The sequence below is a fragment of the Nitrospira sp. Vd2 genome (genome assembly GCF_979581665.1).
This window is the reverse complement of sequence record NZ_CEFZSK010000001.1, coordinates 62,411-78,001: the sequence shown is the minus strand read 5'-3', so window position 1 is coordinate 78,001 and position 15,591 is coordinate 62,411. Positions and strand designations below refer to the sequence as shown.

13 protein-coding genes are annotated in these 15,591 nt (G+C 60.3%); 2 read left to right on the top strand and 11 right to left on the bottom strand.

Annotated elements, in window-relative coordinates:
- Position 1: 1 nt before the first annotated feature.
- From AC1U7K_RS00370 to AC1U7K_RS00320, 11 genes are all read right to left on the bottom strand, one after another.
- Positions 2-1,621 (bottom strand): complex I subunit 4 family protein, encoded by a 1,620-nt coding sequence (locus AC1U7K_RS00370; RefSeq protein ID WP_480248827.1) that lies wholly within the window; start codon positions 1,619-1,621, stop codon positions 2-4.
- Positions 1,622-1,673: 52 nt separating this feature from the next.
- Complete coding sequence (nuoL, locus tag AC1U7K_RS00365; protein WP_480248826.1) at positions 1,674-3,686, bottom strand: NADH-quinone oxidoreductase subunit L; 2,013 nt, start codon at positions 3,684-3,686, stop codon at positions 1,674-1,676.
- Positions 3,680-3,982 carry an NADH-quinone oxidoreductase subunit NuoK gene (nuoK, locus tag AC1U7K_RS00360; RefSeq protein ID WP_480248825.1) on the bottom strand — a complete coding sequence of 101 codons (303 nt, stop codon included), beginning with the start codon at positions 3,980-3,982 and terminating at the stop codon, positions 3,680-3,682. The genes nuoL and nuoK overlap by 7 nt, the downstream gene beginning before the upstream one ends.
- A gap of 75 nt (positions 3,983-4,057) precedes the next feature.
- A complete protein-coding gene (locus tag AC1U7K_RS00355; protein WP_480248824.1) occupies positions 4,058-4,582 on the bottom strand; it encodes an NADH-quinone oxidoreductase subunit J in 525 nt (174 codons plus the stop codon).
- A 326-nt stretch (positions 4,583-4,908) separates the two neighbouring features.
- Positions 4,909-5,496 carry an NADH-quinone oxidoreductase subunit NuoI gene (gene nuoI / locus AC1U7K_RS00350; protein ID WP_480248823.1) on the bottom strand — a complete coding sequence of 196 codons (588 nt, stop codon included), beginning with the start codon at positions 5,494-5,496 and terminating at the stop codon, positions 4,909-4,911.
- 10 nt (positions 5,497-5,506) lie between these two features.
- Positions 5,507-8,191: a molybdopterin-dependent oxidoreductase gene (locus AC1U7K_RS00345; RefSeq protein ID WP_480248822.1), complete on the bottom strand. Its 2,685-nt coding sequence runs from the start codon at positions 8,189-8,191 to the stop codon at positions 5,507-5,509.
- 99 nt (positions 8,192-8,290) lie between these two features.
- Positions 8,291-9,574, bottom strand: a complete 1,284-nt coding sequence (gene nuoD / locus AC1U7K_RS00340) for an NADH dehydrogenase (quinone) subunit D (protein WP_480248821.1) — start codon at positions 9,572-9,574, stop codon at positions 8,291-8,293.
- Complete coding sequence (locus tag AC1U7K_RS00335; protein ID WP_480248820.1) at positions 9,561-10,055, bottom strand: NADH-quinone oxidoreductase subunit C; 495 nt, start codon at positions 10,053-10,055, stop codon at positions 9,561-9,563. Before AC1U7K_RS00335 ends, nuoD begins: the two co-directional genes overlap by 14 nt.
- Positions 10,056-10,066: 11 nt before the next feature.
- Positions 10,067-10,582 carry an NADH-quinone oxidoreductase subunit B gene (locus AC1U7K_RS00330; protein ID WP_447978936.1) on the bottom strand — a complete coding sequence of 172 codons (516 nt, stop codon included), beginning with the start codon at positions 10,580-10,582 and terminating at the stop codon, positions 10,067-10,069.
- Between the two features lie 79 nt (positions 10,583-10,661).
- Positions 10,662-11,045 (bottom strand): NADH-quinone oxidoreductase subunit A, encoded by a 384-nt coding sequence (locus AC1U7K_RS00325; RefSeq protein ID WP_480248819.1) that lies wholly within the window; start codon positions 11,043-11,045, stop codon positions 10,662-10,664.
- Between the two features lie 201 nt (positions 11,046-11,246).
- Complete coding sequence (locus tag AC1U7K_RS00320; protein ID WP_480248818.1) at positions 11,247-11,471, bottom strand: hypothetical protein; 225 nt, start codon at positions 11,469-11,471, stop codon at positions 11,247-11,249.
- Between the two features lie 138 nt (positions 11,472-11,609).
- Here AC1U7K_RS00320 and AC1U7K_RS00315 point away from each other — a divergent pair, with 138 nt between their 5' ends.
- Together AC1U7K_RS00315 and priA are read left to right on the top strand one after the other, a co-directional pair.
- Positions 11,610-13,196 carry an OmpA family protein gene (locus tag AC1U7K_RS00315; protein WP_480248817.1) on the top strand — a complete coding sequence of 529 codons (1,587 nt, stop codon included), beginning with the start codon at positions 11,610-11,612 and terminating at the stop codon, positions 13,194-13,196.
- 59 nt (positions 13,197-13,255) lie between these two features.
- On the top strand, positions 13,256-15,589 hold the full coding sequence (gene priA, locus AC1U7K_RS00310; RefSeq protein WP_480248816.1) for a replication restart helicase PriA: 2,334 nt from the start codon (positions 13,256-13,258) through the stop codon (positions 15,587-15,589).
- The last annotated feature ends 2 nt before the right edge of the window (positions 15,590-15,591 follow it).

The following is a 15,591-nucleotide window of genomic DNA, read 5'->3' as shown; positions in this document are numbered from 1 at the left end:
ATCAATCCTTACGTGTGCTCATCTCGTGGACGGCGGGCGTGGGACGGCTCGCCTCACTGACAACCCCGGCCACCACCGGACGGCCGGCTGTCTCAGCCATCGTCGTGGCGCCGTGTTCCAGCCGGTCCACCACCGCCTGTACGGACCCGTTCATCATATTGAAGAAGGGGGCGGGATACAGCCCGATCCAAAAAATCATGACGGTCAGGGAGAGGGCAATGATTCGCTCACGCCGCGTCAGGTCGGCCAAGCCCTTGACGCTCTCGGCGAGCGGTCCGAAGATCGCGCGTTCGTAATACCACAGAAAATACGCCGCGCCGAAGACGACGCCCGAGACCGCAAAGGCCGACCAGAATCCAATCGCCTTGAAGGCCCCGAGCAAAATCAGAAACTCGCCCACGAAGCCGTTCGTCCCGGGCAGCCCGATTGAGGCCAGGCCTATGATCAATAAATAGGTCGCCAGCAGCGGGGCCTCTTTCGCCAGCCCACCAAAGCCCGACAAAGTCGTCGTGTGCCGGCGTGCGAGAAGAAAGCCCGCGACGAAGAACAATCCCGCCGTGCTGAAACCGAGGTTGATCATCGTCAGCAAGCTGCCCTGGATTCCCTGAAAATTGAGCGCGAAGAGACCGAGCACGACGAAGCCCAAATGGCTGATGCTGCTAAAGGCGAGCAGCCGCCGGAAATCGGGCTGAATCAGCGCGATGATGGCCCCGTAGAGGATCGCCGCGATTGCGAGCGTGACCATCACCGTGACGATCGTCTCGCTCTTGGACGCGTCCGGCAACAGCGGCAAGCTGAACCGCAGAAAGCCGTACGTGCCGACTTTCACGCCGGCCAGGATGACGGCGACACCGATCGGCCCTTCCAACAACGCGTTCGGCAGCCACGTATGGAATGGGAACATGGGTGCCTTGAAGGCCAAGCCGAGGAACATCAGCCAAAAGATCAATATCTGTTGTTCAAGTGAAATCGGCACCGTCAGCAGATCGAGCAGATCGAACGTATACGCGGGCTCGACATGACGCGTGATCGCCCAGTCATGATAGTTGATATCGAGCAGGATGATCCCAACGAGCATGAACACGCTGCCGAGGAGCGTGTAGAGCACGTACTTGAGCGCCGCATAGTGCCGGTCGAGACCCGGCCCCCAGAGCTTGATCAAAAAATAGCTCGGGATCAGCATCAGTTCCCAGAAGACGAAGAATAGGATCAGGTCGATCGAGAGAAAGATGCCGAGCGTGGTCGCTTCAAACGCGAGCAGCGCCATGTAATACGCCTTGACCTGGTGGCGAATGGTGTCCCACGAATACAGGATGATCAGCGTCGTGAGCAGCGCGGTCAGGCCGACAAACAAGACGCTGATGCCGTCGACCGCGAGGTGGTAGCTGATGCCGAGCGGAGGAATCCAGGGGACGCGCTCGACGAACTGCATCGCCGGGGTGCCGGGCTGAAAGTAGTACAGCACCATCCCGGCGAGGATCAGTTCGAGGACCGAGATGCCGAGCGCGGCGTTCTTGATCAGATCCTCATCTTCCAGCAGCCACAGGATCATCGCCCCGAGGAGCGGAAAAAAGAGAACCAGCGACAAGATCGGAAATCCGAATGCGAGTTCTTCCAGCATGAGGGAACAAGAACGGAGCCGCCGCTCCGCCTCTAAGCGCTCTTCCTTGTTCTCACTTCAACGCCACGCCCACCGAGCCAGCGCCGGTCCAGAGCAACAGGACGAGGTGGACGAGGATGAACAGACCGGCAACGATGATGGCCGCATAGTGGTGCACCATGCCGCTTTGCAACTTACGCCAGGACCGCGCCGCCAAGTGGTTGCCATATCCGATGATGTTCAACGCGCCGTAGATCACGTATTTCTCGAACCAGGTACTGCCCGCGGCTCCTGCTTCCGCCAGTCGGCCGACCCCCACGACCACTGCGTCGATCACGTGGCGATCGAACCAATCCCACAGCTCGCCGAGGCGCTTGGTCGGCTCGACGAACAGGAAGTCGTACAGCTCGTCTACGTAGTACTTGTGCAGGAGCGTCCGATACGCGATCGGGAACCGACCCGCCAGCTCCGGTGCGGCTTCCGCGCGGACGGCATACAGGTAGTGGGCGAGGCCCCACCCGAGCAACGCGATAACGGTCGCGATCCCCATCAACATGATGATCGTGCCCGCGCCCGCATGTTCACCGGTCGCCTCGGGACTGCCAACGACGGGCTGCAGGAATGAATGGAACCAGCCATGCTCCGGCGGCACGCCGGGAAATCCGCCGATCACCGCCAGACCACCGAGAACGGCGAGCGGGGCGATCATGATGGTCGGCGACTCGTGCACGTGCTCGGCGGTATGGTGATCCATTCGCGGATGGCCGTAGAAGGTCAGATACGTCAACCGGAACATATAGAAGGCCGTGAGGAAGGCGCCGATCGCCGCCATGCCGTAGAGGACATACCGATGATGGACGAAGGCATGGCCGAGAATCTCGTCCTTGCTCCAGAACCCCGACAACGGGAAGATGCCCGCGATCGCCAGCGTGCCGATCAAGAAGAGCGCATGCGTCCAGGGAATCCGATCCTTCAACCCGCCCATCTTCCGAATGTCCTGCTCGCCGCTCAACGCGTGGATCACTGAGCCGGCCGACAAGAAGAGCAGCGCCTTGAAGAAGGCATGGGTCATCAGGTGAAAAATCGCGGCGGCATACGCACCGATCCCGCACGCCAGGAACATGTACCCAAGCTGGCTCACCGTCGAGTACGCCAACACACGCTTGATATCGTTCTGGACGAGGCCGATGGTGGCTGCGAACAGCGCCGTGACGCCGCCCACCCAGGCCACGGTCGTCATGGCAATTGGCGAGAGATCATAGAGGGCATGGTTGCGCACGATCATGTAGACGCCGGCCGTCACCATCGTCGCCGCATGGATCAAGGCGCTGACGGGCGTGGGACCTTCCATCGCGTCCGGCAACCAGGTGTAGAGCGGGATCTGCGCCGACTTCCCGACGGCTCCGACGAGTAGACAGAGCGCAATGGCCGTCGCCATCTCGGGTGAGAGCTGGCTCACATGCGAGAGGACCTGCGTGTAATCGAGTGTCTTGAAGTTGACGAAGACGAGAAAAATCGCGAGCAGAAAGCCGGCGTCGCCGATGCGGTTCACGACGAACGCCTTCGTCGCCGCTTTGGCCGCCGACACGCGGTCGAAGTAATAGCCGATCAGCAGGTACGAACACAGCCCGACGCCCTCCCACCCGATGAACAGGACGACATAGTTGTTGCCCATCACCAGCAGCAACATCGAGACCATGAACAAGTTCATGTACGTGAAGAAGCGGGTAAACCCTTCTTCGCCGTGCATATACCCGACAGAGTAGAGGTGGATGAGAAACCCGACGCCGGTGACGATCAGCAACATCATGCAGGTGAGCGGATCGATGAGGAAGGCCAGGTTGATCGTGAGGTCGCCGCCGAAAATCCACCGATAGGCGACGACTTCCCGTGCCGCACCGGTCTGCAGCGTATCGATGAAGACCATCACGGCACAGATGAAGGAGGCGCCCACCGATCCCCAGGCGAGACGATGCGCGGTGTCGTGCGAGTACCGGCGCCCGAGAAGGCCGTTGAGGAGTACCGCCGCCAAGGGCAAAATCGGAATCAACAGGACCAGCCAATTGAACATCATCGCGGCTACCACTTGAGCAGGTTCATCTCATCCACGTTCGTCGAAATTTTCCCGCGGAACACGACGATGATGATCGCGAGGCCCACGGCGGCCTCGCCAGCCGCGATCGCGATCACGAAGAGCGCGACGATCTGCCCCGCCATGGATTCCAAGTAATGCGAGAACGCGACGAGATTGATGTTCGCGGCATTCAGCATGATCTCGACCGCCATCAGCACGATGATGAAATTGCGCCGGATCAACACGCCGATCAAGCCGGTCATGAACAGGACGGCACTCACGGCGACGTAGGCGGACAACGGAATCACTGCGGTGACCTCACATACGGTGCGGACGACGAATATGCTGCGGCAGGAGATCGCTCTTCCGACCCGACTCAACGCTCACCGCCGTTCCTCCTCGCCCGCCGACGTGGGCGCCTTCGCCAGTACGATTGCGCCGATGATCGCGCCGAGCAAGAAAATCCCGACGATCTCGAATGGCAACAGATATTCGCCGAACATTTTGATGCCGACCGCATAGCTGGCGCCATCCTTGAGCACGACATCCGCCGGCGCGTCGCCTTTGACGCCGCCGAATGGCGAGCGAAGCATCAGGAGTAACAGCTCGCCGAAGATCGCGAGGCCGGCGAAGAGCATGATCGCGTATTTGGAATGCAAGTAGCGCTCATCGGATTTCAAATTGAGCAGCATGAGCACGAACAGATAGAGGACGAGAATGGCCCCGGCATACACGATGATTTGGACGGCAAAGAGGAATTCTGCATTCAAGAGCACGAATAGTCCGGCGACGTGCAGCAGCAAGGTGAGCAACGCCAACCCACAGTGGACGGGGTTGCGCAATGACACGGTGAGCACCCCGGCCAGGATGCTCACCAGTGAGAAATACACGAAGAAAACGGGCACCATGGGTTAGCGTGGATCCTGAAGAAAACCCACCATTATCAAGACAGGCTGATCAAAAAGGTCGCACTTTTCACCCGCCCACCCCAAGCGCGCCGAGACGCACTCTTGCACCGGGGAGGCCGCAGCCGAGCAAAAACCGGAGGCGTTACCGGTTTTCACCCACCCGCCCCGAGCCGGCCAAGACGGGCTCCCATCCCGTAGGGGGTACGTTGAGGGCGCACGGTGCGGCGAATAAGCCACACCAAGCTTGTGCGCGCCGCCGAGATGGTGAGGCGGCCGGAACTTTTGCGAGCCGAGAACGAAGTTGGGGACCTTTTTCATCAGCCCTGTTAGGTGAGGTGTTTGGGTGGCGGCTGAGTCGGCTTCAACACCGACTGGGGGAAAAAGTAGCGGTAGTCGCGACTGTCGGGGCTATCTTTTTCCTGATTGTGGGCATAGAGATATTTTTTCGCGTCGGTCAGGTGCTGCTCGCCGATCTGGTATAGACGCTTCTTGTCGAACAGCAGCGTGCGCTTGTCGTGCGTGGAGTACTCGTACATCTTGGTCATCGCCAATGCGTTCACGGGGCACGCTTCGACGCAATAGCCGCAAAACACGCACTTCGTGATGTCGATATAGAACTCGCTGGCATAGCGCTGGAGCGGCAAAGACTTGTCCTCGGCGCTCACCACCTTGATGCAGTGCGAGGGACACGCGGCCTCGCACAGGTCACAGCCGACGCATCGCTCACGGCCGTCGTCGTAGCGCAGCAGGCCCAAGGCCCCCCGATGCGTGTCGGGAATCGCCCGCTGCTCGCGAGGATATTGAAAGGTGATCGGCCGATAGAACATGTGCTTGAAGGTCACTTTCATCGCGTCCCAAATTTCGTAAAACAGGGCCGCCTGGAGGACCTTTTTTGTCAACGTGCCGACACTCATGGAACGTCCTTTAGGCCTTCGCCACGGCGGCCGCCGTCAGCTTGAAGTAAGGCACCTGGCTTTCCGGGTCGACCTCGACCGCCATCACATCCTTGACCGCCGGTTCGTTGAAATGCTCAGGGAAGAACAGCACGCCCGGCATCATCGCCGTGTCGCTTTGAACCGGCAGGACCAAAGAGCCGGCCGCCGTCGTCACCCGAACCTTTGCGCCATCTGCGACACCGAGCCGCTCCATATCCTTGGGGTGCATTCGCAATGCGCCCGTATTGGGCGCGATCTTGATCAGACCCTCAGCATAGGTCGAAAGCTTGCCGGAATGGTAAAGAACTTGCCCAAGCATGAGATGAAAATCACCATGAGATACCGCCGACGACTGATAGCGGCTCCGCACCTCCGCGACGTAGCCGTTCGACAGATAGGCATCGGCGCCAGGGGTCAGTTTCCGCGGCTGGCCAAGATTGTAGTAGCCGGGCAACAGCTTCATAATCTCCCGTTGAATGTCATGCGGAGACTCGTAGTCTACGGAGTAGCCCAGGCCGGATGCAATCGCCGTCATGATGTGCCAATCGGGCAGGCTCTCGCCCACGGGGTCCAACGCGGGCCGCACCCGCAGCACACGACCCTCCAGATTCGTGAACGTGCCCTCCTTTTCGGCATAGCTGGTCGCGGGCAGCACGACATGGGCCAACTGCGCGGTTTCCGTCAGGAATGGATCCTGAACGATTAACAATTCGAGCCGTTCGAGCGCCGCTTTGACCTGCATGGACGCCGGAAATGTCCCCACCGGATTCTCGCCGATCACGTACAGCGCTTTGATCTGACCGCTCCGGCAGCGCTCGAGAATGTGCGTGAGAGTGGCGCCGCTCCCCGCTCGCGGGAGTTCGGTGCTCCACGCTTTGGCAAACCGCTCTCGCGCCACTGGATCGTCAAATGACGCTTGTCCGGGGAGAAACTCGGGAGCCACACCCATATCCACCGCGCCTTGCTCGTTTCCTTCTTCGGTCACCGTGCTCAAGCCACAGCCCGGACGACCGAGCTTCCCGGTGATCCATAAGAGATCGACGAGCGTCAGCACGTTGCGATAACCGCCGAGCCGCCGCACGATCCCTTCGGCGCACAGGATGATGGCCCGCGGTGCCTCTGCAAAGGCCGTCGCCGCCGCGTGGATCTGTTCGACTTCGACCCCGGTTCCCGACGTGATGGCCTCCCACGTGAGCCCTGCTATGGCTTCCTTGAGCGCGGCAAATGCAGTCGGGTGCTTCCCCACGGCGTCGCTATCGATCAAATCTTGCTCGATCACCGACTTGACGAGCCCTTGCACGAACAACGGTTCGGTCCCCGGCTTGACGAGCATCGGCTGTGAGGCCAACTTGGCGATATTCGTATTGATCGCATCCACGACGATGACTTGCGATTTGTAGACGCGAATCGATTCCTTGACCCGCACGGCTGTCAGCGGGTTCGTCTCGGTGAGGTTGCTTCCAACCAGCAAAATCGCCTTCGCCTTCGTCAAGTCTTCCCAACCATTCACCGAGCGCCCGACGCCCAAGGCATGCCGGGCCGCCTTGACGAAGTTTAGATGACCGTACCGGGCACTGCTGTCGAGCTGATTGGTGCCGATGACGGCCCGCATGAGCTTTTGGAACAGGTACAGCTCCTCGTTCGTGCAGCGGGCCGTGATGAGACCGGCAATGGCGTTGGCTCCGTACTTGGCCTTGATCTCCGCGAGCCGATCGACGACACCATGGACAGCATCGAGCCAGGGCGTGTCCACCAATCGCCCCTCACGCCGGACGAGCGGCTGCTGAAGGCGAGCCTTGCTGTCGATGTATTCGAACCCGAAGCGTCCTCGGACGCAGATCCCGCCGTGCCCTTTGGCCGTCTCCGAGCGGTCACCCCATTTGTTCTTCCAGGATAGCGGCGAGGTGACACGCACCACTTCCCGATCCTTGGTCTCGATGTGCAGTTGACACCCGTCGCCGCAGTAATTGCACGTCGTGGTCGTCTTCTTGAGCTGCCACGGCTTATAGAGGTACTTCGAGAACTTGTTCGTGATCGCGCCGACCGGGCAGACCGCGAGACAGTCGCCGCAAAACTCGCACGAGAGGGGCTGATCGCCCTTGGCAACCACCTGATTGAAGCCGCCCTTTTTCATGAACTGCAGGGCGTCGACCATCAACACGTCTTTGCAGATGTTGATGCACTCACCGCACGCAATGCAGCGGTTCATATTGAAGTCGAGGACGAGGCTTCGGGTGTCCTCGGGAATGAACTTCTGCTTGGCGTTGGCGAGATTGGTCACCTGGTGCTGAAACGCCATATCTTGCAGTTCGCAATGACCATCCGCGTCGCACACCGGGCAGTCGAGCGGATGGACGGACAGATGCTTCTCAACCGCCTTCTTGCGCGCTTGAAAGAGATCATCGCCTTCCGTCCGCACGACCATCCCGGCGGTGGCCTTAGCCGTGCACGATCTCACCGGAGCTTTCTTCCCTTCGACCATCACGAGGCACATGCCACAGGAGCCGAACGGATCGAACGTGTAGTGATAGCACATCGCCGGAACGATCTTGCCCGTGCTCGCAATGACGTCGTACAGGGACACGCCATCCTTTGCTGTCACGGATCGACCGTCGATCGTCAGTTCAATCGTCGCCGCTTCCGTATCCGGACTCGTTACTGGTTTCAAAGCCATTCTTCGTTCACCGTTACTCGTTCACCGTTATTCGTTAAAAGGTGAGACCGTCACGCGAATGTCCGGTTCACGATTCACATTGCTCAATTGAGGTCTTCCTCACCGATCGCATTCTCCCATCACGATGTCATACGTCCCGAAAATCGTCACGGCGTCCGCGATCATGTAGCCCCGCGACATGTAGTCGAACGCTCCCATATGGATGAACGACGGTGCGCGGATCTTCAGCCGGTACGGCTTTCCTCCTCCCGTGCTGACGATATAAAACCCCAACTCGCCCTTGTGGGCTTCGGTCCCGCAGTAGATCTCGCCTGGCGGGGCGTCGAATCCTTGCGAGAACAATTTGAACTGTTGGATCATCGACTCGAGGTTCGTAAAGACACGCTCCTTCGGCGGCAACGTGACGCTCGGCACATCGGCCATGATCGGGCCGTCCTGCATTTGCTCGAGGCACTGCCGGATGATCTTCACGCTCTCGTACATCTCTTGGACCCGAATCCAATACCGGTCGTAGGTGTCCCCGTTCTTCCCGACCGGCACGCTGAATTCGCACTTCGGATACGCCGCATAGGGCTCGTACTTGCGCAGGTCGTAGTCCACGCCCGAGCCGCGCAGGGTCGGCCCGCTTAAGCCAAAGCTCACGGCATCCTCGGCCGAGATCACCGCCACACCCTTGGTTCGGGCCAGCCAAATCCGATTTTTCTCAAGGAAGACGACATACTCGTCGATCTTCGGCGGTAAATAGTCGACGAACTGCTTCAGCTTCTGAAGGAGCGAGGGCGTTAAGTCGCGCTCCACCCCGCCGATCCGGTACCAGCTCGTCGTCAATCGAGCACCGCACAACTCATCGAACCAATCGAGCAGAATCTCGCGGTCACGAAACGTATAGAAGAAGACCGTCATCGCGCCGATGTCGAGCGCCTGCGTCCCGAGCCAGAACTGATGGCCGATGATCCGTTGGACCTCGGCGACGATCGTCCGCAAGTACTCCGCCCGCTCCGGCACCGTGATGTTCATGAGCTTTTCGACGGCCCGACAGTAGGCGAAGTTGTTGTACATCGCGCAGACGTAATCGAGCCGGTCCGTGTGCGGAATGAACTGGTGATACGTCCCTTCTTCGGCCAGCTTCTCCACGCCCCGGTGGAGAAACCCCATGACGGGCGTCGACTTGATGATCCGTTCACCCTCCAACTCGAGAATCACCTTCAACACGCCGTGCGTGCTGGGATGCTGCGGCCCCATGTTGAGCAAGAGCTCTTCCGTCCGGAGGGTTGGGAGCGTCTCGCTCTCCGGATGGTCAGGATCCACCTTGTAGACCGTGGACCGCTGATCCTCGAGCGCCTGCCGGGCACGCCCGTCTTTGCCGTTTCTAGACTCTTTCATCAAGAAACTCGAACGTATCCCGCCAGCCCTTCCCCTGGAGCGGGAAATCCTTTCGCAAGGGGTAACCCTCGGTGTACTCGTCGGGCATCAGGATGCGCCGCAAGTCCGGATGATTGCGAAACCGGATCCCCATCATGTCGTACACTTCCCGCTCCATGAAGTCGGCGCCCTTCCAGATGTCGGTCAACGAATCGACGATGCAGTCAGACTCCGGCACCCGCGCCTTCAATCGAATTCGGTGGCGCTTGCGGATCGAATAGAACTCGTAGACGACCTCAAACCGTTCCTCGTCGTCCGGCCAATCCACCGAGCTGACGTGAACGATATAGTCAAAGTCCATCGAAGGGTCATCATGGAGATATCGCGCGACATCGTGGAGAAACTCGCGCTTCACCGTCACCGCGATATCGCCGCGCCACTCCACCGCGTGGATGAACGCTTTCGGATATTCTTGCTGGATTCGCTCGGCCAACGCATGCATAAAGACGATGATTAGGCTTTCACCTGCTCCGGCTGCTTCGTGAACACCCGCTTCTGCATGATCCGCTCTTGCAGCTTCAGAATCCCGTCGAACAACGCCTCGGGAGTCGGCGGACAGCCGGGCACGTAGATATCCACGGGTACGAACCGATCGACGCCCTGGACGACGCTGTAACTGTCGTAGATGTTGCCCGACGTCGCGCAGGACCCCATGGCGATCACATACTTGGGCTCGGGCATCTGGTCGTATATTTTCCTGATCACCGGCGCCATCCGCCGGCACACCGTCCCGGCGACGATCATGAGATCCGACTGCCGCGGCGAGGCGCGAAAGACCCCCGCCCCGTAGCGGTCCATGTCATACCGCGAGGAGACGGCGGCGATCATTTCAATCGCACAGCAGGCGAGACCGAAGGTCATGGGCCAAAGCGAGCCCTTGCGCGCCCAGTTCACGGCCTTCTCCACCGTCGTCACGATAACGTCCGGCTGGCCGTCTTTTTCGTGTCGCCCTAATTGAATGAGCCCCATTCCGGACGCCTCGTCCTCGTTACCCGCTAAACCAGAACCTCGCCGCGAGAAGCTGATGTGACATCAACCCGACCGCGCGTCAGTCCCACTCCAGCGCGCCCTTCCGCCACGCGTAGACGTAAGCCACCACGAAAAGCGCGATGAAGATCAACATCTCGAGCAGCCCGATGAACCCGATCTTGTCGAACACGATCGCCCAGGGATAGAGGAAGATGACCTCGATGTCGAAGATCACGAAGAGCATCGCAAAAATGTAATAGCGAACCGGGAACGGCATGCGCGCATCCGAAAACGGCTCGCTCCCACATTCATAAGGGCTCAGCTTTTCGGCTTCCGGATATTTCGGCTGAACCAGATAGCTCAGCACCAGCGTGACGACGCCGAACGCCAGCGCGATCCCGATGAAGAGAAGAATCGGAAAATAGCGCGACAGATAGTCGCGCAACAGATCAATACCGGTCACGATCACTCCAAATGACGCCAAACCGCTTCACGACCGTCTTCAAGAACTCATTGAGAAGTAATAGAGATTTGGTCAGTTTAGCGACGCGATCTTTAGAAATTCAAGCGCACAAAGGACCTAAGCGGCATCTCCCGAAAGCCCTAACAGCGCGGAATGCCTGCGACGCCTCACCGAAGTCCGGCCAGCCTTACTGTCGACTCTTCACTTCGGCTTCGGCTTGCTGTTCATTCGACCCGCAGACATGCGCAGCGACGGCGCCTCGCGTTGTTCCATCTGCCACTCGGCTTCAAGGGGATAGACGGCCTTGGCTTTCTTCCGACGGTGGATTTGCGTCTCAATCCGCTGCGTCGCGCGACCCTTCCCGGATGAAACGTCTTTGCCGGCGGGGCTCTGCTCCTTACTCTCTCCGCTTTGGCCACTCACCACTTCTACTCCAATGGGCCGTGCACCTTATCACCCGCTGCAAAAGCGTGTCAAACCCGCTTCAAATCAGGCAGTTCTCTTGACAGAACCACGTCATTTGCTATGGTTTCGCGTAATGGCATCTAGCGGGGAGGACGGCAGATGACGCAGATCAGACAAATCAGTGTCGTAATGGCGATGCTCGTGACAATCTCCGGTACGCCGACAATTGCCGCCGCTCCTTCCCACACGGCCGTGCGTCTTGGAGAACAGGCTCTCGCCTTTTCATCAGGATTCATCCGAACCGACGTACCCGTCGATGGCGTGGTCGCAAAGACCGCATACAACCGGCAGATCCTCGGGCAATCCGACACGCTGTACCTGCGCACGAAGCAACCGGACCAGGTCGAGGTCGATAGCTTGTTTACGGTGTACCGACGGATCCGGAAAGTGTTCCACCCAGCCGGCTCTCGGTATCTGGGCAATCTCTACGCAATCCTCGGTGTCGTCCGTGTTGTCAAAACGGATGGCGAGATCGCGACCGCTAAGATCGAGCGCGCGTATGGGACGATTTATCCCGGGGACTCACTGATGACGTTTGAATTGCCCGGCATGGAGTCGACAGAGCGCGACCAAGCCTTGCCTGATACACCGGGCATGATCGTTGACATCCAGCATCCGTACACGCTTGTGGCCCAGATGCACATCGTCTACCTGGATTGGGGCCGCGAGCAGGGAGCACGTCCTGGCGACCGCCTGCAAGTCCTTCGGCGCCGAAGCGGCTTCCCGGTGGAACCGATCGGTGAGGTCAAGGTCCTGAATGTAGAAGAGACGACGGCCGCGGCCGTCGTGATATGGTCGGCGACGCCGGTAGCGATCGGTGATCTGATCGTGCCCAAGGAACGGTCGGCACCAGTCGCATCGCAGCTGGACAACAACATGGTGACTGTCGGTCCGTCGCGAAAAGCTGACACCAGCGTCGCAGCGGCCCGCGCGCAGCTGCGCCAATCGCTCGCCTCGGAGATTGCCAAAGGGGACGTGAGCGTGACCGAGGTGGGCGACAAAATGACGATCAGTCTCAACGATCTCGTCGATCAATTGGAGTACGAGCCGGGTGAGGCGCAGATCAAACCCACCGGCGTGCGTATCCTTCAACAGATCAGTGAGTACCTCAAGCAACAGGGTGATCAGCAGATTCTGGTTGAAGGCCATACCGATAACATGGCGATCGGCCCGACGTTGACCAAGCGTTACCCCACCAATAAGGAGCTGTCCGAGGCGCGAGCCAAGCTGATCGTCAAATACTTTGTGGAAACGGGGATTGAGCCGGCCTCGTTGAGCTCCGTCGGCTATGCCGACACCCGGCCGGTCGCCTCGAACGCTACGGAGTCCGGCCGCCGGAAGAACAGACGAATCGAGGTCGTGCTCACACCGAAGGTGGTTGACCCGACGGCCGCGGAGCCGGGCCAGACGACTGAGCCCAAAGCCGAAGGCCCAAAGGACCACGCCCCGGTCGAGGGGCAGAAGACGCAACACCCGGAGGCCGTTTCGACAGAACCGGCCTCGGAGCCGCTGCGCGTGAATCTTCCAAAGCCGCTCGATCCGCAAGCGCCTCCTATGGAGCCAGCCAGTACGAACAGCGTGGAATCGAACGAAGGGACGCCTGCTCCAAGCTCGACTCCGGCTTCCGGCAACCCGGAGCACAAGTCGGCCGCCATCGGGAAGCCCGCCTCAGTCCCGACCAATTAAGGCCGGCCGCTCCCGGCGCCTCTCATTGTCATGCTCCGGTACGGTTGCTACAATGCCGCATGCCTGACGATGAGAGCCGCCCAGACGGCCGCTCCGGCAATCATCCCTCCCCTGATTCCAATCTCCCGCTCCTGGCCGACGTCCTGATCCCTCGTCACCTTCATCGTGTCTTTACCTACCGGATCCCGCCTGAACTTGCCCATCGCGTAGCGGTCGGCAGCTTTGTCCGGGTCCCGTTTGGGCGCACCACCCTCAATGGAATCGTGATCTCCCGTGCAGCACTGGAGAGCCCGAAGACGCCTTCCACCAACGAAGGAGTGCCCTTCAAACTTCGCGAGATCGCTGGCACCTACGAGGACTTGGGGGAGAGCGGGATACCACCTGACTTGCTGACCTTGAGCCGCCTCGTGGCCGACTACTATTTATCGCCATGGGGTCAGGCCGTTCGTTTGATCGTGCCGCCCGTCGTTCCCGCCCGTAACCCGAGCCGCTATGCGATTACACCGGCGGGACGAGCCCTCCTCGACGAACAGACGAACGAAACTTCCCTCACGGAGAGCGGGCGGGACTTGCTGCGCAAGCTCGCATCACGCCGAACAGGACTCTCGAGCGCTACGATACACCGGACGTCGGGCGGTTCGGTAACGCGTGACCTGGCGGCACTGCAGCGTCAAGGGTTGATCGAGAAGGTCCAGACCGAAGTCGATCGAACCTCGGCTCGCCGCTCTCGACGGGCGTCAGATCCGGCCATTGCGGGGCCGCAGTACAGAGGCGACGCGCCGGCCGGCTCTCAGACGATCCCATGGCTCAGCGAGTTTTCCCAGATGCTTGATGCCGCGCGCCCCACGCAATTCTTGCTGCAGGCGTCGCGGCACATGCGGCGGGCACCCCTGCTCCATCTCGTCGACGTCACTCTCAGGCGAAATCGGCGGGTGCTGATCATTGCTCCTGAAGTGGCCCGTGCGGAGGCACTGGCAGCGGCCATGATGGCGCGCTGGCCGAACGCGGTCGAGGTCTTCCACAGCGCGCTCAGTCCTGTCCGAAAGCGCGAGCATTGGCATCGGATTGCATCGAGCGGCTGCCGCATCGTCGTCGGGACGCGGTCGGCGGTGTTCGCCCCGTTGCCCTCGATCGGCTTGATCGTGATTGAAGATGAAGAGGACCCATCGCTCAAGGAAGAGACCGAGCCGAAATATCATGCGCGGACGGTCGCATGGCTTCGCGCGCAACTCACGAACGGCCTTCTTGTGCTCGGCTCGGCACATCCATCGCTGGAAACGTACCAGCGTTTCAAGACAGGGGACGACCAACACAAGCACCTCAAGGCACCGCAGGAAGAGGACGAGGCAGCCGGGCCCCGCGTCTCGATTGTCGACCTGCGCGACGAGCCCTATGGAACGCTGCTCTCCCGCGATATGATCGAGGGCATCCATACCGCGCTGAGCCGGCGTGCCGGAGTCATTCTGTTCGTGAACCGCAAGGGCTTTGCGGCCGCGCTGATCTGTCGCGAGTGCGGCGCCACACCCCGTTGTCCGGAGTGCAGCGTGGCTCTCACCTTTTACAAACGTGACGGCCGGCTGCGCTGTCACTACTGCGGGCTCCTGCTCCCCTTGCCCGATACCTGTCCTGAATGCCTTGCTCCCCGACTGGAACCCATCGGCGTCGGCACCGAGGCGGTCGAAGAGCTGACCCGTCGGCTGTTTCCGACAGCCACCATCGCCCGCATGGATCGCGACACCTCCTCCACGCGATACCACAGGGCACTGCAAGAAGCGATTGTGCGCGGCGAGATTGATATCCTCATCGGCACGCAGATGCTTTTCCAGGGATGGCCGCTACCGCCGGTCGGATTTGTCGGCCTTGTTCACGCCGATGCCGGCCTGCATGTCCCCGACTACCGTGCCGGCGAGCAGACATACCACACGTTGCGCGAAGCTGCAGCAGTCGCGCTGCCGGCGATGAGAGGAGGCGCGGTTGTCCTGCAGACCCGACTTCCGGCGCATCACGTGATTCAAGCGATCGCACGGCGTGACCCGTCCTTGTTCTACGAACAGGAACTCGGTTTTCGGAAGGCGCTGTCGTACCCGCCCTTCGCGCAACTCATCAACTTACGGGTGTCGGCCCCATCCCGTGAGAAAGCCCAGGCCGCGGCCACCCGGTGGTCGCAGCTACTGAAAGCGATGGACCGAGCCGGTCATTTGACGATCTGGGGGCCTGTGCCGGCCGCCATCGAGCATGTGCGGGGGAAGCATCGCTGGCAGATGGTGGTCAAGTCGACCGAGCCCGAGGCGGCCCGTGGCGCCGTAGGTGAGAGCGTACAAGAGCTTGAGAAGACGCCGGGGTGGCGGGGTGTGAAGTTTGAGATCGACGTCGATCCAGTGTCGATGTCGTGATC